Source organism: Brevibacillus ginsengisoli (genome assembly GCF_050113715.1).
Taxonomy (GTDB): domain Bacteria; phylum Bacillota; class Bacilli; order Brevibacillales; family Brevibacillaceae; genus Brevibacillus_H; species Brevibacillus_H ginsengisoli.
Window position 1 is genome coordinate 66,659 of sequence record NZ_JBNJQR010000013.1, and the last position, 23,115, is coordinate 89,773.

Consider the following 23,115-nt stretch of genomic DNA (forward strand, 5'->3'; position numbering starts at 1 on the left):
CTCCTTCCACGCAACATCTATTTTTCTCGTACTTATTCTTTGGTAGAATATTGATTGTTTTGAAGGTATACATCCAGATTTAACTGGTGCAGCGCTAGTTTTTTCATCCTCCGATCGCTCTCCACCAATTCTTTGAACCCTTCGATCCCATCGCCAATCCGATTAGTCCCACCAATTACCGCAGCATCTGTTACTTTGCTGAAATCGTTGTTCATGATCTGAAGCTGAGACTTCTTGTTGTCTGACGCGATCACTGCATGATTGACTTGCTCAAACGTGTTGTTATCAATCACAACACCGATAATCGCTTGATCTAGCATGATCGCATTGGTGCCCCCGACAAACTTGCTCTTTCTAATGGTCAATCCTTCCCATGATGCCGAATCGGAAGTAGCTTGTGCTGTCTGGATGATATTCTCTGCCCCTCCATCAAATTCGCAGTTCACGATGCTCACATGAGAGCCGACCTGAATACCACCATGAATTTTCAGACCATCCATTGTAACCTCTTCGACCTTCGTTCCATTGGCTTGGATGATGACTTTGCCTTCTTTTCCTTTCTCGGCTTTCCATGTCGCGTGTTTAGGCAAATGGGTCAGATCATCGATGTTATACGAGCCTTCCGCCAGAATAAACGTGGCGCCATCTACCTTATCGTTAAGCGCTTGGAACGCTTTTTGTTTCATATCACTTGATAATTCTTGTGGGGATAACGTAATGACTGGACCTTTTTGCGCAAAGTATTCGCCATTCTCCTGCTGCGTAGCGAGGAAGCCGAAGTCAACCTCCGCTTTCTTCTGCTGAACCTCGTTACCCGCGCTCTCCGGCAAATAGACGGTAAAGTGCAGGGCGCTCTCCCCATTCTTCTCAATGCTCGGAATAACCACATTGGCTTCCGACAACTGATTGACTTTGCCGGTATAAATCAAATCTCCATTACCGCCGTTGCTTCGAATCTCCACCATCAGCTGGTTATAGACCACATCGTCTCCAGAGCTTTTGCTTGCCAATATCGCGTATTTGACTGGTACGTCACTGCGGTTTTCAACCGTTAAATCTCGTTCGAAACGAACTCCCGGCATGAATGGTTTATCATCTTCCGCTTTGAAAGTAGCTTGAGTTTGCCCTAAGCCAATCTCTAATTTGCCTGCAGCAAACGCCGTAGACGAATTCTGCTCGCTCGTGAAGTAGGCGTATGTACCGAAACTTGAACTGATCGCAATTGAGGAGACAACTGCTGCTCCGATCAGGACTCTTTTCCACGGCCAATTTTTCATGTTTACTAACACGTCACGATTCATATACGTTCCTCCTCGATTATCTGAACATTAGGGATTGCTTTAGGTTCTTTACGCTTCTTGTCCCGGTAGATGAAATAACCGCACAGCAGCACTACCGTTATATATCCGAAGGGATGCTGGATGAATTTCTGCAGGTTCGCAGCATAGGGAAGTGTCATGACAACCTTCCCTACGACCAGATCCGGTGGCGTCCATCCTCCGTCCACCTCATGATTGGCATCTCCTTTGGTCTCCAGAAATCCGTTATCCAGACGCTGTGTGACTCTGTGCGTAATGAGGGATTGCTTCGCTTGATCCTGCCAGAAGGTTACCACGTCACCAACAGCCGGCTTGGCATCCTCAAACCTGGCGACGATCACCATATCTCCGGCATCAATCATCGGTGTCATGCTTCCCGTTAACACGGATAGCACCCTCCACTTGCCAATCCCGGGCATTTTATCCGAATTCAGCTTGGGGGTAAGCCCGAAGAACAGATTCATCAGAATAAATAGGCTGATAAATCCTACACCTATGTGCTTCATCGGTATCTTCTTCAATGCACACCACCCCTTACTCTCATTCTACTGATCCAGAAGTCGTCTATCTTCCACCATGGGTACGACAATTTACTCCTATCAGAGTGATCTTATTCATCCTGACGGGATCAATTGGATCATCCTGACAGCTAGTCGCGTCTCATCCTGAAGTATTAGACGATTTCCGTTCAAATGAAAACGCCCCCGTTACCAACGGAAGCGTTGTATTCCTTACTACTCAGGCAGAGTCTTCTTTCAACAGATCTTTTACCACATACATATTCTGATGTTCACAAGACTCAGTCGCCCCCTCTTTGACATGGCTGATATCTCGGTTACAGTAAGGGCATACCCAGCGTCCTAAATTGTCACTGCTATAGGAATGCCTTGCACAACGATCACACCTTTTCTGATACATCGCGTTCCCTCCGTTATAGCCCTTTCCTCTCATGGTAACAAAAGGAAGAGGCGCCGAGTATCCGATGTGGGAAGGAACTCCCCTCCCTCTTGAGATTGAAGCTTGTTATCCAACTAGATGTGTGACTTTGGAATCGTTTTCGACGGGTTCCCTAAAATGGAGGGCAAGACCCAAGGCCCTGACGAGTTTCTGTTCAAAACCCATGCCCTCCATCGACTTGATCTCCTTATAGGCCTCCTCTGGCATAAGGGCTTCCCGATAAGAACGAGGGGTCGTCATTGCCAGATAGCTCTCGGCAATTCCAAGCACTTGCGCCAATAACGGAATAGATTCTCCCTTTAGTTGAAAGGGGTATCCCGTTCCATCAAAACGCTCATGATGGTAGCTTATGGCCTCGATCACCCGTTTAAAGGATGGATAGTCACCCAGCAGATCTCTTCCCATATAGCAATGCTCCTGAACAATCTCGTATTCATAGCTAGTCAGCTTCCCTTGTTTCTCAAATACGTAGTCCGGCCATTTGATTCGGCTTACATAATGAACCAACGAGATCAATTGAATCTCCCAATCCTGCACGTCTTCTTCAGCAAATTCAGAGATGATTCGTTTGATCAGCCCCGCCATCTGTTCGATTTCCTTCGCGGATGTCTGAGACTTACGTTCTACAATCGGGATCAAGGAATGAAGCATGCGGAACACGTAGTTTTTATTTCGTTCCTCGCATTCTTGACGGAATATGCCGCGAACATAGGAGAAGTGGATCAAAATGACCCATCCCAGAATGAAGCTCCCCAACACCAACGAGCCCCACTCCATCACGTTTTGTTTGTCGAGTCCACTGATCTGCCGCCCATTCGGTTCGTGCAACAGAAAAACGGCCAGGAACAGATACGAGAGCATACTCCAGCCAAGAAATAATTTTTTATCCGAAAACAGGCTCATCATGACCGGATAAAACAAAAAGATCATGCCCAGGGCAGAAGTTTGATAGGGATTATAAAATCCGAGAAAAACAAACAAAAGCAGACAAACAAATGCCGTACCATGTGTAGAAAAGGTACGACTGAACAAATGAGTCCGATGTATAAAATAAAACATCCAAAAAATCAACGCGCAAACCGCAAGCCCGATCGTAAATTTACCCGACTTCATATTTGACTCGATCAAATCGTTCATACATTGCACAACAAGGTTCAGGCTCACCAGTGTCGACAACCAGAAGATAAACCGATCAGCTAATCTTCTGGAAGCGTCATTATTCTTCAGCATGCGAATCCCCTTCCCCGATTACGACACCTGTACATACCCCTTTTTCAGCGCGTATAGCACAGCTTGCGATCGATTGGGCTGACCTGTTTTTCGCAAGATACTACTCACATGGGTTTTTACCGTCGCTTCTGAAATATATAATTTTTGAGCGATTTCCTGATTGCTTAAATTCTCAATAATCAATTGAAAAATCTCCTGCTCCCGCTCTGTCAAAACCAAATCATCCGTTTCTTCTTTCTTGGAACGCTTCAATTTTGGCTGAAAACAGGAATACCCCATAAGCACCATTTCCATCGTATTTACGATCTGCTCAGGCAGCGTATCTTTCATGATATACCCGTCAATTCCAGAATCGAGCGCCCGAAAAATATCCTCACTCTCATCAAACGCGGTCAGGATCATTACTTTCACCTCGGGAAGCTGCTCCTTCAGTTTTTTACAGCTGTCAATGACAGAAGGGCCCGGCATTTTTAAATCGGACACGATCAGATCAGGCTTGCTTATCAGCGATTTTGCGACAAGCTCATCCCCATCCGACGCTTCCTCCACGATTTCAAACCGCGGGGATGACTCCAGAATCATGCGCAATCCTTCTCGCACGATCCGATGATCATCCGCTAAAAGCACTCGTATATTAGGCATACTTCTTTCCACCCTCTCTAGGAATAATCGCAATGATTTCCGTACCTTGATTCGGCTGCGAACGGATCGATAATATTCCACCAAAACGCTCCATTCTTTCCTTCATACCCACTACCCCATAGCTGTTCTTTTTGCTCTCGACGATTTCTGGGGTAAAGCCCACTCCGTCATCCTTGATTCGAATCGTCCACTGAACCGCTGTAACCTCCAGATTGACTTCCAGAGAAGTCGCTCTCGCATGCTTTAATACGTTATATACAGCCTCCTCTGTAAAGCGATAAATCGTTTCCTCTACTTCAAATCTTTCTTGAGAGGTATACCCCTTGGTTGAATAGTTGACTTGCATTTTGCTGTTTTTCGTTAACCGATGGAGCAGCTGTTCAATCGCGTCAAAGATATGCCCCTCTTCTCGATCGTCTCGCAGATGGTGAATGTAGCCTCTGACTTCCAGGTGGCAATCCTTGACCTGCCCCTCCATTTTCAGGACGGCTGCCTTCATCTGCTCTGGAGCATCCTCGGGTAGGTTTTGTTTCAATTGGAAAATCTGGGCGGAGACGAAAAACAGCTGCTGCGCCAAACCATCATGCATATCCTGCGCCATCTTTTTGCGCACTTCGAGTTGCATGGCAGTCTCCATCTCTTGCCTCATATGTATATGCCGCTCTTGGTTGAGAATAGAAATGGAGATTAAATGAAGAATGAGAAAGGCTCCATTCCAGACCAGTTTTCTTGATTCAAGCGGAATCAGGATCGCTCCCGCTACTTCATTTTTCCGAATTAACGGAAAATAGTAGGCTTGCCCTTCCTTTCCCATGTAATCCGTAAACGTGTGGACGAGCGGTTTCCGATTGTGAATCAACCCATTTTCCACCAAAGTGTAGGTATAGTAGGCCCGAACCCATTCATTGCTTCCTTCGCGGTGCTGTAGCCAACACACGAAGACCTGTTTCGTGCCGAGTATTCGCTTGATTACTTTTTCCGTAAGCCAATTGATTTGGGTCAGATTCTTGGTTCTGGCCAATTTGCGCTGAAAGGTGAGCAGTACCAGAATTTGACGGTAGATTTGTTTTCCTTGCATTCTGCCAAACTGAGTAAGCAAAAAAACTCCTGTACAAAGCAGCATCTGAAGGACGTATTGAACCTGAGAATAGATTTTATCTGGGAGTACAAGACGATGGATGTTGAAAAACGCGCTGATGAAGATCGTTAAAAGTGTGGAGAAAATCATGAGAAACAGCCAGCTTCCCCCGAGATATGTCCCCAACCAAACCAATGTCGTATAGGCATAGAGTAAAAAAGGGCTGTTCCATTGTCCCGTTTGAGAAACCAGAAGTGTATCAAACACCAATTCCACCAGGATCAAGAAGACCCAGAGGCTCCTCGGCAATCGGTAAAAGTAAAAAAAAGTGTACATCACGTTAAGAGCAAAGAGGCCCATGAGAAGAAGGTAACCATCCGAAAACGTTCGGACATAAAACAAAAATCCCGTTAAGAACAAGACCCACCGAACCATGATTATATATAAACGCAATGTTCCAACTGAACCCAGCATGATTACAGTCCCATCTCTTCGTAAAATTGTTAAAATTGGATGACAATTTCCAAGTGATAAATTTAATAGTACGACAGGCCTATAGACCTGACAATAGCTGTATATTGTCGAAATCTCAGTCATTTTCTAGTAAGGAACAACAACATAATCTGACATTTTAATGGGATTGAATCTTCTCCACTGAGTATCAATTGATTTTTAGACATTCGAAATTTATTGAACTTATCATTCGATTTTTATAGAATTTGGATAACCAGTATTCGGAAAAAGGAGACGATCCAGCTTGAATATTCTTGATCTTACCTATGGACGGACAAGCTACGAAATTCGTTTTACGTATTCGGTTCTTTTCGAATGCGCGTTAGGTATTGCGATTGCTACCTATCCCCAAATGCACGCTACTCTGGAGAAACCCGAGGCATACTGGAAGGAAACCACAAGTCAATTATCCAAACAACTGCAAACCGAGCTGGAATACTGTGAACGAAATAATACCTGGAAGACCCTACTTCAGCTTCTGCACCAGCAGGATTTCGTTGACATTCACACTTTTATTGGGTATTTGGAAACCTTGTCCCAAGAGGAACTTCGTTATCTGTCCCTTCCCTTTCTGGGTGGGTCGAGCCAGGAAGATCGTCGCAAATCCGCGCATGGAGATGCTCTTGCGACAGAAGCTCTGGTGGCTACTTGTCAGCTTCATCAATTCTTTCCTGCCTATATCCGCTTTGTTGCGGGGGTCGACGGGGAAGAACTGCGGCGACATCTGATTGTGTTGATTCAGCTTTGGCATGATCAATATCTGCTCGTTCATGCCCCTGACACCATGAGCATCCTCACAAGAGACATCAAGCAGAAACAAGCCATGCTGCCAAACCTTGCTCCCGAGGATTTTGTCAGATGGGCCACAGGAGGCGTCTCCTATCCACCGGAACCAACCGTCACGAGTGTGTTGCTCGTCCCGCACTATGCTTATCGCCCATGGACGATTCAGGCCGATATGGAAGGAACCAAGATTCTCTACTATCCGGTTGCCGACCAAAGCCTCGACTGGGAAGAAGATCAGTACCGTCCTCCCCTTGCCCTTGTGCAACGCTATAAGGCTTTGGGGGATGAAACAAGGCTGCGGATTCTCAAGCTTCTTTATAAACAGAATCGGTCACTGCACGAATTAACTGATATCCTCGAGATTGCTAAATCGACCGTTCATCACCACCTGGCCTTGCTCAAATCGGCCTATCTTGTCGAAACCAAGGATCACCTCTACGGATTGAATCATTCCCTGCTATCCCTAGCCGATGCGGAACTCCTGCAATACCTGAAAAGAGGAACCACGGATGAGACCCTCTAAGCCCGTTCTTCTTTCTCATAACTGGAGGTTTATCAACTTGTGGCTGGGAGAGACTGTTTCCACTCTTGGCGCAAGCCTGGGGACACTAGCCTTGACCTGGTTCATCTATGAAGCTACCCATTCCAAGACAGCCATGGGAGGAATCTGGCTCTCTTATCTTTTGCCCTCTCTGCTCGTTCAGATGCTGTCTGGCCCTTATCTGGATCGCTGGAACCGTCAGCAAGTGCTCGTCTTCTCTCAGCTTTCACGCGCCGTTCTTTTTGGTCTGTTGAGTCTACTGGCTATCGGGTCACATCTGGAGCCGTGGCTGTTCTATCTCGTATCCTGTCTAAACGGGACCATTCAAGCGCTATACTCCCCTTCCAGTATGGCTGCCTTGCCGCAGGTCGTCCCTCTTGAGCAAAGAACCGCGGGGAATTCCTATCTGGACGGGACCACGCGACTGATGATGTTCTTGGGCCCGATGATTGGTGGACTGCTCTTGGCGGCCATTGGGGTAAAGCAGACGCTCATCATCGTGGTGGTAGCTTATGGACTCTCTGCTCTCTGCTTGTCTCGTTTGGGACTGACTTCCTCACCTAAGAATCCACTTCAAGATAGCTGGTGGCAACAACTGAAGAGCGGGTATCAGTATTACTTCCAACAATCGGTACTGGTCTTCTTAAGTGTGTGGATTGCCTCTATCCAATTTGCCGTAGGAGTTACGATGGTGATCAATCTGCCTTACATAACAGACGAACTAGGAGGCAGTTCCTTTATGTACGGACTCTTTATCGGCGGATACCCCTTTGGCTATTTTATCGGGACCGTTCTTCTCGCCCGAATAAAGGTTGGAATCGGCAAAATCACAATGCTCTCGGCTTTTTCATTAGGAGGCGTAAGCTTTATCGCTTTGTCCATCAATCATGATCTGTTAGTGGCTATCCTGATCGAAGCATTGGCGGGGCTGACCGCTCCCTTCTTTCACGTCGGAAGCACCAACCTGTTTCAGCGGCTGGTGCCGAACGATTTGCGCGGGCGAGTTTTTTCCGTTCGTCTCTTCGTTGTTCGCAGCACGATGCCATTGGGTGTACTGGCTGGCGGATCATTGGCGGAGCTTTGGGGAACCCGGCAGCTGTTCGGCATGATCGGAGGAATTATCCTTCTGATGGGCATAGTGGGACTAATCTTGCCGATGAACCTGACTCACAGCGACCATTCCCCTGACCACTCTTTATAATTATTTATCTACAAATATTGGGGATTAACCTCCATTCTCGTTAATTTTTTGTTTATAATGAAAATTACCTATTTTCCCAAAAAGAAGGAGGGCGCATATGTCCCAGAAAAGCATTCAACCCTTGATTCAGATCATTAATCGCACCATTGTCGGAAAAGAGGAACAAATCAATCTGCTAGTCACCGCTCTGTTGGCGCGGGGCCATGTTCTGCTTGAGGACTTGCCTGGAATGGGAAAAACCGTCCTGGCCAAAACCTTGTCCAAAGCGATTGGCGGCTGCTTTAACCGGTTGCAGTTTACCTCCGATCTTTTGCCGTCCGATGTGGTGGGCCTTCACTACTTTAATCCCAAAAATGGTGAGTTCGAGCTGCGAAAAGGACCCGTATTCGCGGACATTCTGTTGGCTGACGAGATTAATCGCGCCACTCCGAGGACCCAATCCGGTTTGCTGGAATGTATGGAAGAACGACAAGCCACGATCGAAGGAATCACGCTTCCCATCTCGTCCACCTTCTTCGTCATCGCAACCCAAAACCCAATTGAATCAGAAGGAACCTATCCGCTTCCGGAAGCCCAGTTAGATCGTTTCTTGTTCCGCATCTCGTTGGGATATGGGAATCGGGAGGATGCGCGAGAAATCATGCGTCGTTTCCGCGTAGACCAACAAGCGGAGATTGTAGAGCCTGTAGTGACCATTCAACAAATTGCCGAAATGCAAAACGAAGTCCAACAGGTTCATGTCAGCGAGGCGATTGAAGATTATATCATCGATCTCACCGAAGCCTCTCGTCAGCACAAATCTGTAGAAGTGGGAATCAGCCCTCGGGCCATGCTCGCTCTAGTTCGAGCATCCCAAGCCTACGCCTATGTGAATGGACGATCCTTTGTCCTACCCGATGATGTCAAACAAGTTGTCCCTGCCCTCTTTACCCATCGAATTGTTTTGACGATGGAAGCCGAATTACATGTGACCGAAGCCGAAATCATCAACGAAATCCTGCAATCCACCCCAGCTCCGGTAGAAGAAGGCGTTCGCTAAATGAATACTCGGCAATCTCTGCAATTATTGGGAAGTACTTTTTTATTGTTCGGTTTCGTCTCGGGTAGTCCATTTCTCTGGTTGTTCGGAGGATTCTTCCTGTTCCTTGTAGTCCTTGAACGCTTGTGGCTAGCCAACATTCGCAAACTCGTAGAAATCTCCCTGCAAACCGACTCCACTCGAGTCATGCCGGGAACTTCTGTAGAATTGTTGATCCGATTCACGAATAAATCGTGGCTGCCGCTTCCACGTACGTGTATCCACTTTGCTTTGCCAGAGCACGTTGAGGTAACCGATGCGGATGAACTCACCTTGGCGAACAAACGGTGGACGGTTAAACTTTGGCTCAGCATTCCCAGACGATCACAAGTCACCAGAACGATCACCATCATCCCGAACAAACGAGGCGTATTATGGATGACGGAGGTACAGGCAGAGATCGTCAGTCCATTTGCTATTAATGTCTCTCCAATCGACATCCCGTCTACGTTCACCTTGCTGATTTATCCTGAGGTCGTTTCCGTTCCGCCTCTGACCATGGGAACGACTCAACCGCTGGGAAATCGCCTGGCGAAGCAAAGACTGCATACCGACCCAACGTTCATGCGCGGGGTTCGCCCTTACTCAGCGGGTGACCGTCTCAAGCACATTGACTGGAAAACAAGCGCCAAAACCCTCTCGCTGCACACCAAGCAGTTCGAATACACAGCACACGCCGAATGGCGGATCGTTGGCTATATCCTGCCAAGCTATGAAGCGAGAATTCAGCAATATAACGACGAGATCAATGAGCGAACCATTTCCATCATCGCGTCGCTTGCCACCTCTTGTCGCCGAAGCCAAACAGCGTACGAGCTTCTGCTGAGTGTCAAACTAAGAGGTCAGGAATTCTACCGCTTCCCCAAAGGCAGCGGCAAATCCCATCATGTACAAGTCATGTCGCATCTTGCGCGGTTGCATCATTTTGTTCCAACTCATCCACTCGCTATTTTTCATCGATTGGAGCAAAGCACTTCCAAAGAAACGATTCTGTTTGTGACTCCGCGGCTTGATGATCAGCTTCAAGCAGCCATGCAGCGCTTGGTTCGCCTCGGACACGAGGTTGTGGTACTAGACTCTTCTCAAGAGACGATTTCCTATCAGGATGTAGCTCCATTCGCGCGAAAAGGAGTGGTCGGTTCATGACAACCAAAACCATGCTCCTGCTCCGCTCGATCCTGCTAGTGTCGCTCGAAGTTTATCTGGTCGTTGGTGGACTCGTTTTATGCTTGTTTGTCGATAGTACAACCAGCAATTTGCTCGAATTGACGTTTCTCGGGATTGGCTTGATCAGCCTGGGATGCTGGCTGTATCAAGGCGGTAACGGCAGTATCATCTACCACGTGCTGCTCTATCCGCTGGTGGCAATCGTCTTGTATATGACCTATCAAGCGTTTGGATTGATTCTGTCCCTAGTGATTTCTGGCCTATTTTACTGGCGAATCCAGTTTGCTATGTCCAATCAGTTCACAGAACAGGACTATCTGAAGCGGTTTCTCTTGGCCGGATTACTTTATGCTACCTGTCTCATCTATTTTGTGATCATTCACATTGACTGTGTTCCGATCTTCTGGCAGTTATCTACTCTATTGGGTTGGTACATGCTCATTCGTTGGGGCGAATATATGACCAGAGAACACAAAGAGGCATTATCCATCTCTCGAGCGGCCTTCTCACAATATGTGCCACAAGTGGTAATTACTCAGCTTCTCATGGTGTTGGGCTATCTAGTTTCCGCTGGAGCGGTTCTGTCTCTCTTCTATTTCATCTGGCAAGTCATCAAGAAACCCCTGGGGCAGATTCTCTCCTTGGTCATGGACCCGATTATCGCGCTCATCATGATCGGAGTGAACAAACTGAGTGCCATCATCGGCAAAAGCAAAAACACTCAACAAATCATCTCCCAAATGAATTCCAACGGTGACATCCAAGGAAAAGACATTGTCGAACAAAGCCCTACACTCATCGAACAGCTGGAGCCTTATCTGATTGCTGGGTCCATTCTGATTTTTGCCATCGTGCTTGGGATAATCATGTGGCGGCGCAAGCAGTTGGCGGCAACTGGAGGACAGGCGATTAGCGTACCGAAGAATCAGACGACGCAATCGCTGGAGCACCTATCCGCTTCTCCTTCTCTCAAGGATCAGCTACGTTCGTTCTATCAACGCTTCCAATCAACTGAGCAAGACGTGGTCCGACAGCAGTATGAGCAATTCTTGCGCTATATGGCCTCACTGGGTCTGATCATCGAAGCAAGCGAGACACCTGCCGAATTCTTGAGGCGCGTGAAGACTTACTGGACAGATCAGGAGAAAAAAGCTATTGCTGTGCAAATTACTGCCTATTATGAGCGCCACCGCTATGATCAGGATGCTCTGACACCTGAGGAAATTCAACAATTGAAGCACAGTCTGGAACAACTGCGCAAGCTCGGTTAACCATTGCATTCCTGCTTGGACAATGACAATGCACCCTCCTAGGCTCCCGCACATATGAATGTGGGTAGTAAAGGAGGGTTTTATCTTGCCGCAAACTGAATTTGCTTCAGCAGCCTTGTTTGAACATCGTTTCTGGCTGCAAATCCTTGGAGACCACAGCCGGTTTATCTTCATGAGCTTAACTCCTGACAATGTAGCCGAAATCCAACAAGCAGATCATTTTAAACGGATATTTGATCAACTTCTGGAGCAGGCGCGTCAGGATCTCAATGAACAACAGCTTCAGCTTTTGACGAATCAGGCTACCTATTACGCTACAAGCTTACGAAACTTTAAACTGGAACTGTTGCAAAAACAGCTGCTTGGACAAATCAAGACTCATCTGCCCCCGACGTTCTACAACCACATGCTTAATGAGATCGAGGAATATTTGCGAATTTTGAATTACTTATCTGCAGGGCAGGTTCCGCCTAACTGTCATCCGCTTCATCTTCATTTACTCTGGCTGCCTGATGCTTCGGGTCATGCAGGTTCCATCGCTGCTAACCTTGATCTGGTCGAGAAACGCCTGATGGAGAGAAGCCAGGAGTTTAGCAAGCACTTTGACGATTATCATTTGAAAGCCATAGAACTAGCCGGATATCTGCGGACCAATCTGACACAATTCCCCGCTTTGGCGCAATTCACAAGCGACGTGGAGCTGGAGATTCGTTTATTCACTGAGTTTCTGGAAGAGATTGAGCGATTGGAGTTGGATGAACGAATACTGGGTACTTTATCTCCCTTGATGCCCGACCATATGGCGAGGGAAGAATGTTATTACCTCATCAAGCTGGCTCAATCCACAGCGGGATCTTTACCCGACTGCGATCCGACGAAACCGAGAGTGGAATAAGTGAGACAAGACAGAGTTCAGCTCATCATGAACTCTGCTTTTTTGTGCGGCATGTCAAACATCTTGACTGCCCATTTTGGTTATGATATTTTTATTTCGAAAGTGATGGAAATAAGTCCGTTTTGAAGGGTGGGAAAACGATGAGAGATGACCAAGTGAATGTGCAACAAGCGGTAAAAATCTACAAAGCCCTTGGAGAACCTACCCGATTGAAGATTGCCCTTCTGCTTGCCAAAGAAAACAGTCAATGCTGCGGCGTACTTACACAGAAGATCCCTATTCCGCACTCGACGCTATCTCATCATCTGAAACAACTGACAGATGCGGGTCTGTTGTCTCTACGTAAAGATGGAACCTTTATCTATTACAGCCTGAATAAGGATGTTGCTCAAAAATACGCACCCTATTTGTTGGATTAGTTTTTTGTTTTTTTCGCCGATTATTTCTATATTTCTAGAAATATCAGCTTAGATGAGTTTATTTTTTTACCTACTGTTTCGATATTCATAGAAATACATATGCCCTGAAAGGAAGTAGTAAACGATGTGGAAAATTTATTTGCTTGCCCTCATTACTTTTTTAGTTGGAACCTCGCAGAATTCAATCGCGGGAATTATGGACAAAATCGCTGAATCGCTGAACGTTTCAGTGGTTGCTACAGGCCAGCTCATTACGGTTTATTCACTCGCCAATGCGCTTGGAACACCGTTTTTAATTGGCTTGACGGGCAGGCTGGAACGACGAAAGCTGCTCATTTATGCGTTGGGCGTCTTTGTCATTGCCAACCTGCTTACTTTTATCCTGCCTGGATTTGAATGGCTCATTGCGGCTCGAATCCTAGCGGCGCTCGGTGCCGGAATTGTCGTTGTTAACTTGTTAACGGTAGCGTCCAAGATTGCTCCACCAGCAAAGGTAGGCAGCTCTATTGCGATCGTACTCATGGGCTTCACGCTTTCTTTAATTGTCGGTGTCCCCCTTGGTCGATTGGTCGCTTCCTATTACGATTGGAGAACTATTTTTGTGGGAATTGGCGTTTTAGGCTTACTTGCGATGCTCATTATCTATTTTGTGATCCCTCAGTCAAATGGGGAGACTCCTATACCGCTGCGCAAACAATTGACTTTGCTAAGAGAGCCGAGAATATTCGCTGCTTTGGCGGCCACCTTCTTCTGGATCGGTGGATATGCGATTGCTTATACCTACATTTCTCCTTTTCTGCTTACGGTTACCGGGTTAAAAGAAGGCGCCTTAAGCACCGCGTTGTTCGTATTTGGTCTGGCAAGCCTGATTGGGTCGCAATTTGGTGGATATAGTACAGATAGATGGGGAGTTAAACCTACGCTCATCGGAGGTTTTACCCTTCACATCGTCTCGCTCATCCTTTTGTCGTTATTTTCGCACTCTGCCATGGCCGTGTTCGTTGTACTCATCCTATGGTCGTTCTCCGCTTGGACAACAGGTCCGACGCAGCAATATAACCTGATCTCGCTAGCTCCGGAAGCATCGGGAATTATGTTAGGCTTAAACAGTTCATTCCTCCAGCTTGCCATGGCTGCAGGCGCCGGAATCGGAGGACTCGTGGTCACGCATCTGTCACTTGCGGCTATTCCCTTGATTGGAGCCATTGGAGTCGTTTTTGCAATCTTTTCCGCTACTCTTTCTTTCCGCTTTTCTCGTACGCGTCAGCAACAATTGGCGAAGGGGTTGCAACTTAATTAGAAAAGACTTCGTCCCTCTACTCTCTGTTTAAGCTCGCTTGTAGCGTCTACTGTCCGCTCCGTTCACTACGGAAGGGAGTCGACAAGAAAATCACTTCGTTTCTCAGTCTGATGTAAAGAATGCCGACTCTTTTCCTTCCTTCGTTCTCTGCGCTTTGTTTCGCTTAAAATGAGCTAGAGCGACGAAGTCTTTTCTTGAGCGGGCTTACTCGAATGAAAAAAAATAACCACTTTGCAGTTGTTGCAAAGTGGTTATTTTTTTTATTTTTACCAAAAACCAAATTACAGGAAGCGGATGTGGTTTTTTCAAAAATGATTCAATCAGACTCCCTTATAATCAGTTCTCCGTCATAAATCTTTTTCATTGGAGCCTGTTTGTTGCCATTCAGCTGATTCATGATTCGATCCACTAAGTCTCGAGTCATATCGGTAATGCGATTGCCTATCGTAGAAATCTGTGGAGTCGTCACCATTGAGATCGGATGATTATCGAAGCCGATAACCGAAAAATCCTGCGGTATTCTTAAGCCGTGGTTAGCCGCTGATTTGATTAAGCCAGCAGCTACGAAATCACTTCCCGCAATCATCCCTTGTATGTCTGTATGATTTTTAAAAAGCCGTTCTCCTAGCAGCATCCCATCTTCTACGGTCGAAATTTGATTAAAAATATACGACTTATTGTACGGTAACCCTAGCTGATCATGCGCTTGAATAAACCCTCTTAATCTCGCTTGTTGGGAAGGGGTATCGATATGATCTGAGCAGAATCCCAGCTTGGTTAAGCCTTTCTGTAGAAGATGGGTAGTTGCTTCCCGTATGACCTCTTCCTCGTTCAGACAAAAAGCGTCAAAGCACTTCCCCCGAAAATCTTCATTGCAAGCGACTATTGCACGATTTTCCACACATTCGGCTATCTCCTCTTCTGACAGAAGCGATGACGTCAAAATAATCCCATCCAGCTCTTTATTCCTTAGCTGGGCATAGACTTCTTTTTCTATCCTTTTATCTGAAAAGGTCTGATGAACGACCGTTTTATATCCTCTTTTATGGCATTCCAATGAGATGGAACTAACCAGTTCACTAAAATAGGGATGATCCAAATCGGGAATGAGGATCCCGATACACTTCGTTTGCTTTGTGCGAAATTGTTTAGCGAGAGAATTAGGAACATAATGTAGCTCTTCCATCGCTTTTTGGACTTTGAGGCGACTCTCTTGTGACACGTAAGGATGGTTGGAAAGCACTCTTGAAACAGTAGATTTGGAAACACCGCTTAATCGCGCAATATCATATATCGTAATAGCCATGATGCACCTCAGAAAAAGTATTGACCTGGGATCGATCCCATCCTTTATCTTTAAAGTAGGTAATGGAATGGGGTGTTGATGATGAATGTATCACTTAATCAATCTGCTTTTCCTTCTGCTACTCAGGAGGCGAAGTATTTAATCTTTTTCGACTTTGACGAAACGTATTATCCCCACGCTTGTACAGACGAACTGTTAAACAGTTTATACGAGCTGGAAGAATACTTGAATAAGCTCTCTCGAGAACATTTCGTCAAAGTTGGTTGGGTAACGGGCAGCAATCTCCATCATATTGTCCATAAAATGGAGCGGGCCCATATGCGTTATACTCCTCATTTTATCGCAAGCAACCTGGGAACCGAAGTCTACGACGTAAGAGAAAATGGCCAATTAATTGCGAATACGGACTGGGAAAGCAGACTGCAGAAATCCGGCTTCTCGCACGAAATGGTCATCGAGCTAGTGAAAGAATTATATCATCAATACAGAATCGAACTTGTAGAGCAGACTCAATTCAGTCATCAGCGATACAAGCTCAATTATTACTACTATGAAAGCTCCAAGACACAAACCCACTATGATTTACAGATCATTCGGCATCTAGCCAAAATAAATGGAATTGGCTTAAATATCAACCGCTGCAACCCAAAAGCGGGAGATCCCGCTGACGCATTTGATGTGGACTTCATTCCTCTGTGTACAGGTAAACAAGAGATCGTCACGTTTATGATGAATCATTACAACGTTCCTTTTACCAACACAATCGCTTTTGGAGATAGCGGGAATGATGTCGATATGTTAAAAGCCGTCAAACATGGCTATTTACTGGCTAATGCTACGGAAGAAGCGAAGCGCTTGCATCCGCAAGTGACCCGGTCAGAATACGCTAAAGGAATAGTAGAAGTTCTCAAGGCCATTCCTTTTAGATGAACGTGCCCCCCACGAAAAAAAACACCTCCATGAATCGAGTGATCACGATTTTGGAGGTGTTTTGGGTTCGCTTAGTTGGTGCCGACTTGTTCAGGAATTTGGCCGGTATAGATGGATTGCGGACGAATGATCCGGTTATTCTCCGCTTGCTCCAGGATATGAGCGCACCAGCCAACTACACGGCTTACAGCAAAAGTAGGGGTGAACAACGATTCCGACAAGCCAATCGAACGCATGACGGCAGCGGCGAAGAATTCTACATTCGTATTGAGCTTGCGGCCTGGTTTATATTCGTCGAGCAGGCGAAGCGCCACTTTCTCCACATGGGTTGCCAGATCAAACCACGGATCCTCCTCGGATAGCTCAGAAGCAACTACGCGCAGTGCCGTTGCCCGTGGATCGGTCGTCTTGTAGATGCGGTGGCCGAATCCCATGAGGCGCTCTCCTTTTTCCAAGGCATTACGCAGCCACGGTTCCGCATTTTCCTTCGTTCCAATCTCTTCGATCATCTGCGTCACTTCCGAAGGTGCCCCACCGTGAAGCGGACCTTTCAGCGCTCCAATCGCAGCGGTCAAAGCGGAATAGATATCGGATTGTGTAGAAGAAACTACACGAGCCGAGAAGGTGGAAGCATTCATTCCGTGCTCTTGCGTCAGGATCAGATAGGCATCCAATGCACGCACATGGGCTGGATGTGGTTCTTTCCCGGTCAACATATATAAGTAGTTCGCTGTATGATCCAAATCATCACGTGGATCAAGCGGTTCGCGATGCTCTAACCGCGCTTGTCTGTAAGCGACAATTGTTGGGAATTTGGCTGTTACGGCAATCACCTGTTCCAAGGTTGGAGGCCACTGTACGCCGCTCGTTCCGAGAAGGGATACACCCGTGCGAAGTACACTCATCATATCCACGTCAAGCGGAATTTGATCCAATGCCAGCTTTACGTAGTTAGGCAACGCTCTGTTGTCCTTTAACTGCTTTTTAAGAGAGGCCAATTCTTCTTCATTCGGCAGATGACCCTTCCACAGCAGATAAGCGATCTCCTCAAATGTATGAGCAACCGCCAAATCACGTGCCCAATGATTTCGATAAACTAAAAGTCCGTTCGTACCATCAACTAAACTTAGTGAAGATTCTGCCACCGCAATCCCTTCAAGTCCAATGGAGATAATTGGTTGTGTCATTGTCCCCCACCCCTATTTTGTTTATTAATAAAGTTTTTAGTTTCTAAAGTTTTCTTTGGTAACTAGTATATCAACCTTATTTTAAAAGGGGAAATAAAATAAAAGCGCCCAATTGATTACAAAACATAATCAATTATGCCTGTTTGTCCGTCCTCGATAACAGGCAATGGGGGATATAGTTCAGCCAAGACATCCCGCATCCAACGAGCCGGTTCACTCGGTCCAACCCTGGGAATCGTCAGGTAGGAAGCTGTAATCGGCAAGGTTAGTCCCGGTGTGTTCAGTTCAATAAACCGATTCTCGAACAATTCTCGGGTAACGGCCGAGCGAGGCAAAAAGGACACGCCCAACCCCTCTTCGATTAATCGTTTGGTAATGTCTACCTCCGTTACGACCATGGTACGAAAAGAGAGTCCGCGCTGCCTTAACGCCAACAACAGCTCATCCCAATAACCGGGATGATTGTGCGTCAGCAATCGCTTGGATTGGAGTTCTTCCTCCCAATCCGGCAGGGGCGCCTCCATATCTCCGCCATTCAATGGTACAGCTAAGACGACGGGATCTTCCGCCATCAAATAGGTAGCCAGTTGAAATTCCCCAGGTTTAATGCGGGTCAATCCCAGATCGGCTTTGCCGCTTTGTACCATCGGGCCGATATCTTCCGAATCCGCAATCCGAATCGACACATCTACTTCCGGATAATTCTTAGTGAACCGCCTGAGGAGATGAGGCAATGAGGTTCTGGCAATAATCGGTGATACCGCCAGCTTCAGCTGAGCGTGATAGCCCTGCCTCCAGGCTAACAAATCTTCCACTCCCTTTTGCCAATCCTCAATCAGCGTTCTGGCATGAGTCAAATACCGTTTGCCGGCAGGTGTCAGCATGACGCGCTTGCCTACTCGTAGGAAAAGCTCGATTCCCAGTTCTTTTTCTAATGTTCGGATATGCTGGGTTACCGTCGGCTGAGCAATGTACAGGGTTTCCGCTGTTTGATGAAAATTCTCCGTTGTGGCCGCTACTACAAAGGTTTGCAAGACTTTGAGATCGATCGGATTCACCTGCTTTCTATGCGCACTCTCTCTATAATGAAGGCTCTCCATCTACTGGAGAGCCTTACCCATTTTTATACAGTTTACCTTACCAATCTCCCGTCAAGCAATTACCATTTTGCTTCGTTGGTCTTTACAGTTTCTCAATTACCTTATCAATCAGCCCATAGGCTTTGGCATCCGTTGCGGATAAGAAGAAATCCCGATCTGAATCCTTTTCCACCTTTTCCAGCGGCTGACCAGATCGATCGGCAATAATTTTATTGATGGCAGCCTTCGATTTTAGGATTCGCTCCGCCTGAATTTTAATATCAGATGCTTGCCCTCGGCTTCCGCCATGAGGCTGGTGGATCATGATTTCTGCATTCGGCAGCGCATATCTCTTGCCTTGTGCACCCGCAATCAGTAGAAACGCTCCCATCGAAGCGGCCATGCCGATACAGATCGTAGAGACGTCAGGCTTAATGAATTGCATGGTATCATAGATTGCCATTCCAGCCGTTACAGAACCACCCGGAGAGTTAATATAGAGATGAATATCCTTCTCGGGATCTTCTGCCGTTAGGAAAAGCAACTGTGCGACCACCAGATTCGCGATGTTGTCATCAATTTCGCTTCCCAGAATAATGATTCGATCCTTTAACAAACGTGAATAAATATCGTAGGATCGCTCACCACGACTGGTCTGTTCAACAACTACAGGTACTAAACTCATGTTCATTCCCCCTGAAGATTGAATTAAGCAGCCATACACTGTATCGATAAAGCGGCCATGTTGACTGGCGTAAGCTTGTGCCGCAAATCCCGCAGATTCCGGTACAGCTTCGTTTTGACTGTTCCAATCGGCATCTGGGTTACCTGAGCAATCTCATCCAGTGTATATCCCATGTAATATCTCAAATAAATTAAGTTGCGATCAGCAGGCGAGAGCCGCATTAACCCTTCTTCCAAATCCAGCTTCTCCTCGGTAAGCGGTTGATCTGTTCCTTCATCAGAAGTGAATTCTTCTTGCAGGACAACCAGTCGATGGTTCTTGCGTTTCATCATCTTGCACTGATTAATCACGATGCGTACAAACCAGGTTTTCAGATATTCCGGTCTCTCCAAACGTTGGGCATTCGCCAACGCTTTTTCGAGCGCGTCGCTAACCGCGTCCAAACTGTCTTGTTCATTGTGCAGATAAGAATATGCGATTCGGTATGCGCGTTCTTTCATGGAAAACAGTTCCTTGGTGAGTTGTTCTTCCACAGCTACTCTCCTCCTTTCACACAATTAGATGCACAACAGCTTCAAAAAGTTTTCGGAAATACAAATTCAGGGGGAATTCCAGTTTATCACAATTCAGGACCTGTCATCATGGATCACAGCACACCATGAATGAGTTGAATTAAACTTGCTTTTGGTTTGTAGCCACGAAACGTATTGATAAGATACCCGTCTCTAAAAAGCAACATCGTGGGAACATTTTTAATCGCAAAATAACCTCGGCTCACGGGATTATCTTCGATATGCACCTTGGCGACCATCACCGTATCAGCCAGCTCATTACTCACTTCCTCCAAAACAGGTCCTAGATTCCGGCAAGAACTGCACCAAGGGGCCCAAAAGCTGACGAGCACCAAGCCCTGTCGATCAATGACCATCTGAAGATTTTGGTCGTTGGCTTTATAAACACTCATTTGTCTCCCTCCTCACTCACCCTATTATTAGGATATTGGCCAGGGGGGATTTAGCTACTCCGAGAAGAAAAGACTTCGTCCCTTTACGCTCTGTGGAAGCTCGCAATGATGTTGAAAAGTCCGTTCTCTCAATCCGAAAGGGAGTCGCCAAACGCTTCGCGCCCCTACGGGGTTGGGTGGCGACTCTTTTCCCTTTCTCCTTTCCTCCCCCTCTCATCGGGGGGCTGAAACGTCACTAGGCTTCACTTCCAAGGAGGCTACAAGCGGACGAAGTCTTTTCTTGGAGGGCTTGCACGAATGGATAAGTTTAATCACTTTACCACCGTAAAGCAATTAAACTTTTTGATAATACAATAAAGAAAGCCATACCCTATGGGCATGGCTTCACTGCGATAATCTTTAATATTCATCAAAACGAAGCAAAGGCTGATGGTTTTTTTGCAAAAAAGCCAGGGCTTCTTCTTCGGCATGAGCGATTGGAAAAATTAATTGGAACTTCGCGATGTGCAAAAGCTCCTTTATCCATCCATTTTCAACAATAATCGCCATGCTTCGATTTAATTGATTAATCTTTTTGCCGATATTGATCAAGACACCAAAACCGGTACTATCGATTGAATCAAGCTGCCGGATATCAAAAATGTAACCGGAAGCATCCTCAAGTAATTCATAAGCCTGTTTCTTAGCTGATTCTGTCTGTCCGTACACTAGTTTCCCAATAAACACGACCTTCTGATAATCCCTTACTTTTTGCGTACGTACGATGATAGACGGTTTCTCTAGTGGATTATTTATGGATTGGACGCTCATGCCACTGCCCTCCTTTAACCTTGCTTTATCACCCGATTATTCCACTTTGAACTTGCTTACTTCCATTTGCAGACGTTTGGCCATCTCGGCGAGTGATGCCGCATTCCCCACCATACGCTCCACCGAGGTTGTCTGTTCGATCGCATTGGCTGATACTTCTTGAGAAGAAGCTACAGTTTGCTCGATAATGCTGGCAATCATTTCGACGGAGGTTAATACACAATCCATCATCTGCGATACTTGATCAAAAACTTGCTGCATCTCCTTGACGCTGCCTTCTGTTCGAACAACCTGCGATACGATGTTCGTAAGCGCTTCTCCACCTTGACGAATAATGCTAACCTGCTGTTCGACGGCATCCAGATTACTTTCCATCGTGCGTACGGTCACTGAGGTTTCCGCTTGAATATCTTTGATCAATTCCGTGATTTGTTGGGAAGCTTGTGAAGACTGTTCTGCCAGCTTGCGTACCTCATCAGCTACAACCGCAAAACCTTTTCCTTGCTCTCCCGCCCTCGCCGCTTCAATCGCCGCGTTCAAGGCTAGCAGGTTCGTTTGGTTCGAGATATTCGTAATGACCGTAATAATTCCGCCAATTTCGTCCGAACGCTTCCCAAGCTTCTGAATCGAGTCTGTGGCAAAACGAACTGTATTGGTTACCGTACTTAAATGTTCGATGGCTTTATTAATGGCTTCTTCCCCACGTCGGGCCTCATCAGTTGAGTCCATAGCCAGACGAACAGTCAAATGAGCGCGCTCGTCTCCATTCGAAACCTCGCGCTTGACGTTCTCCACTAACGAAAGCACTGTGTTGGCTTGATCTGACTGATGGGTTGTCCCGCTTGCCACCTCTTGAATAGAAGTGGCGATTTGATCAGCTGATTCGCCCGTCCGAGTGGCTGCCTGGCGAAGTTCTTGGCTATTGTCATTCAATTGATTCGAATTCAGCTTCACTTCTTTGACAAGGGTGGAAAGATTTCTGACCATTCGATTGAAATTAGTCGCCAGTTCGCCAATCTCGTCCTTACTCTTTACTTCAAGTGAGGAAACCGTAAAATCTCCGCTTGCCACAAGATTGACATGATCAATCACTCGTTTGATCGGGCGAACGGTAATTCTGACGACAAGGAAGGTTATGATCGCCGCGAGGAACGGCAAAATAATACCGATGATGATTGTACCCTTGATCATCTCCCACGTGCGTTTGGACAAAATACTGGCATCAAAGTCAATAGCGTTAATCGCAATGATTTCTTTACTTTCATCGTGGTCTTTATAGATTGGGGCGTAGCCGGTGATGCGATCAATTCCACCAAACGTATACACATCAGAGAACGCCGGATGCTTCATGCTTTTCACCATCTCAAAAGCCTTCTGATCGATGTCGAAGTGGTCACCGGCTTTAATGCCTTGTTGTTGCAAATACTTGTCCGCCGCCAGAAGCTTGCCATCTAGCGATAAGATATATTCGTTTTTGAAGATCGGTTTTTTGGCGATTGTCCAGCTGATTCGCTCTTCTATTGGCTGGCGAATGGATTCATCTCCAGCTGTCAGCTTCTCGATATCCCCTGGGTTCAGGATTCCCGTCGTGATGTTGGCACACCCGATCAATTCCACACCGGCAGCCTGTTTCACCTGCTCGTAGCTGGTCACATAGTTGACCACAGTGAGAAGACTGATGCTTACTAAAACAATTGATAATACAATCATCGTAATTTTCCCGGTAATACCAATCCTCATAATATCCCCCGTTATTA

The 23,115-nt window shown here is 46.5% G+C and carries 22 protein-coding genes; 9 read left to right on the plus strand and 13 right to left on the minus strand.

What is annotated here, in order from left to right:
* Positions 1-32: 32 nt before the first annotated feature.
* The 5 genes from ACQCN2_RS22105 to ACQCN2_RS22125 all read right to left on the minus strand — a co-directional run bounded on the left by ACQCN2_RS22105 (position 33) and on the right by ACQCN2_RS22125 (position 5,502).
* Positions 33-1,301, minus strand: a complete 1,269-nt coding sequence (locus ACQCN2_RS22105; RefSeq protein ID WP_426931131.1) for a TasA family protein — start codon at positions 1,299-1,301, stop codon at positions 33-35.
* Complete coding sequence (locus tag ACQCN2_RS22110; protein WP_426931132.1) at positions 1,298-1,840, minus strand: signal peptidase I; 543 nt, start codon at positions 1,838-1,840, stop codon at positions 1,298-1,300. The genes ACQCN2_RS22105 and ACQCN2_RS22110 overlap by 4 nt, the downstream gene beginning before the upstream one ends.
* Before the next feature lie 502 nt (positions 1,841-2,342).
* Positions 2,343-3,506, minus strand: a complete 1,164-nt coding sequence (locus tag ACQCN2_RS22115) for an HD-GYP domain-containing protein (protein ID WP_426931133.1) — start codon at positions 3,504-3,506, stop codon at positions 2,343-2,345.
* A gap of 18 nt (positions 3,507-3,524) precedes the next feature.
* Positions 3,525-4,148, minus strand: coding sequence for a response regulator (locus tag ACQCN2_RS22120; protein WP_426931134.1), 624 nt, complete (start codon positions 4,146-4,148; stop codon positions 3,525-3,527).
* A complete protein-coding gene (locus ACQCN2_RS22125; RefSeq protein WP_426931189.1) occupies positions 4,141-5,502 on the minus strand; it encodes a sensor histidine kinase in 1,362 nt (453 codons plus the stop codon). The genes ACQCN2_RS22120 and ACQCN2_RS22125 overlap by 8 nt, the downstream gene beginning before the upstream one ends.
* 481 nt (positions 5,503-5,983) lie before the next feature.
* On the opposite strand from ACQCN2_RS22125, the gene ACQCN2_RS22130 reads away from it, so the two are divergent.
* The 8 genes from ACQCN2_RS22130 (at position 5,984) to ACQCN2_RS22165 (ending at position 14,397) form a co-directional block, all read left to right on the plus strand.
* Positions 5,984-7,048, plus strand: coding sequence for an ArsR/SmtB family transcription factor (locus ACQCN2_RS22130; protein WP_426931135.1), 1,065 nt, complete (start codon positions 5,984-5,986; stop codon positions 7,046-7,048).
* A complete protein-coding gene (locus ACQCN2_RS22135; protein WP_426931136.1) occupies positions 7,035-8,267 on the plus strand; it encodes an MFS transporter in 1,233 nt (410 codons plus the stop codon). Before ACQCN2_RS22130 ends, ACQCN2_RS22135 begins: the two co-directional genes overlap by 14 nt.
* Positions 8,268-8,364: 97 nt before the next feature.
* On the plus strand, positions 8,365-9,306 hold the full coding sequence (locus ACQCN2_RS22140; RefSeq protein ID WP_426931137.1) for an AAA family ATPase: 942 nt from the start codon (positions 8,365-8,367) through the stop codon (positions 9,304-9,306).
* Positions 9,307-10,491 (plus strand): DUF58 domain-containing protein, encoded by a 1,185-nt coding sequence (locus tag ACQCN2_RS22145; RefSeq protein ID WP_426931138.1) that lies wholly within the window; start codon positions 9,307-9,309, stop codon positions 10,489-10,491.
* Entirely contained in the window at positions 10,488-11,783 is a 1,296-nt protein-coding gene (locus tag ACQCN2_RS22150; RefSeq protein ID WP_426931139.1) for a DUF4129 domain-containing protein, read from the plus strand. Before ACQCN2_RS22145 ends, ACQCN2_RS22150 begins: the two co-directional genes overlap by 4 nt.
* Positions 11,784-11,868: 85 nt before the next feature.
* On the plus strand, positions 11,869-12,678 hold the full coding sequence (locus tag ACQCN2_RS22155) for a DUF2935 domain-containing protein (RefSeq protein ID WP_426931140.1): 810 nt from the start codon (positions 11,869-11,871) through the stop codon (positions 12,676-12,678).
* A 140-nt stretch (positions 12,679-12,818) separates the two neighbouring features.
* Positions 12,819-13,097, plus strand: a complete 279-nt coding sequence (locus tag ACQCN2_RS22160; RefSeq protein ID WP_426931141.1) for an ArsR/SmtB family transcription factor — start codon at positions 12,819-12,821, stop codon at positions 13,095-13,097.
* 124 nt (positions 13,098-13,221) lie between these two features.
* Entirely contained in the window at positions 13,222-14,397 is a 1,176-nt protein-coding gene (locus ACQCN2_RS22165; protein ID WP_426931142.1) for an MFS transporter, read from the plus strand.
* Between the two features lie 316 nt (positions 14,398-14,713).
* Here ACQCN2_RS22165 and ACQCN2_RS22170 read toward each other — a convergent pair whose 3' ends face one another.
* Positions 14,714-15,703, minus strand: coding sequence for a LacI family DNA-binding transcriptional regulator (locus ACQCN2_RS22170; RefSeq protein ID WP_426931143.1), 990 nt, complete (start codon positions 15,701-15,703; stop codon positions 14,714-14,716).
* 78 nt (positions 15,704-15,781) lie between these two features.
* On the opposite strand from ACQCN2_RS22170, the gene ACQCN2_RS22175 reads away from it, so the two are divergent.
* Positions 15,782-16,633: an HAD-IIB family hydrolase gene (locus ACQCN2_RS22175; RefSeq protein ID WP_426931144.1), complete on the plus strand. Its 852-nt coding sequence runs from the start codon at positions 15,782-15,784 to the stop codon at positions 16,631-16,633.
* A gap of 71 nt (positions 16,634-16,704) precedes the next feature.
* On the opposite strand, the gene ACQCN2_RS22180 is transcribed toward ACQCN2_RS22175, so the two are convergent.
* The 7 genes from ACQCN2_RS22180 to ACQCN2_RS22210 form a co-directional block, all read right to left on the minus strand.
* Complete coding sequence (locus tag ACQCN2_RS22180) at positions 16,705-17,820, minus strand: citrate synthase (protein ID WP_426931145.1); 1,116 nt, start codon at positions 17,818-17,820, stop codon at positions 16,705-16,707.
* Between the two features lie 116 nt (positions 17,821-17,936).
* Positions 17,937-18,869, minus strand: a complete 933-nt coding sequence (locus ACQCN2_RS22185) for a LysR family transcriptional regulator (RefSeq protein ID WP_426931190.1) — start codon at positions 18,867-18,869, stop codon at positions 17,937-17,939.
* 133 nt (positions 18,870-19,002) lie between these two features.
* A complete protein-coding gene (gene clpP / locus ACQCN2_RS22190) occupies positions 19,003-19,584 on the minus strand; it encodes an ATP-dependent Clp endopeptidase proteolytic subunit ClpP (protein ID WP_426931146.1) in 582 nt (193 codons plus the stop codon).
* Between the two features lie 23 nt (positions 19,585-19,607).
* Complete coding sequence (locus ACQCN2_RS22195) at positions 19,608-20,117, minus strand: sigma-70 family RNA polymerase sigma factor (protein WP_426931147.1); 510 nt, start codon at positions 20,115-20,117, stop codon at positions 19,608-19,610.
* Positions 20,118-20,230: 113 nt separating this feature from the next.
* Complete coding sequence (locus tag ACQCN2_RS22200) at positions 20,231-20,548, minus strand: thioredoxin family protein (protein WP_426931148.1); 318 nt, start codon at positions 20,546-20,548, stop codon at positions 20,231-20,233.
* Positions 20,549-20,947: 399 nt separating this feature from the next.
* Positions 20,948-21,358, minus strand: a complete 411-nt coding sequence (locus tag ACQCN2_RS22205) for an STAS domain-containing protein (RefSeq protein WP_426931149.1) — start codon at positions 21,356-21,358, stop codon at positions 20,948-20,950.
* A 36-nt stretch (positions 21,359-21,394) separates the two neighbouring features.
* Positions 21,395-23,098, minus strand: coding sequence for a methyl-accepting chemotaxis protein (locus tag ACQCN2_RS22210; RefSeq protein WP_426931150.1), 1,704 nt, complete (start codon positions 23,096-23,098; stop codon positions 21,395-21,397).
* Positions 23,099-23,115 lie beyond the last annotated feature (17 nt).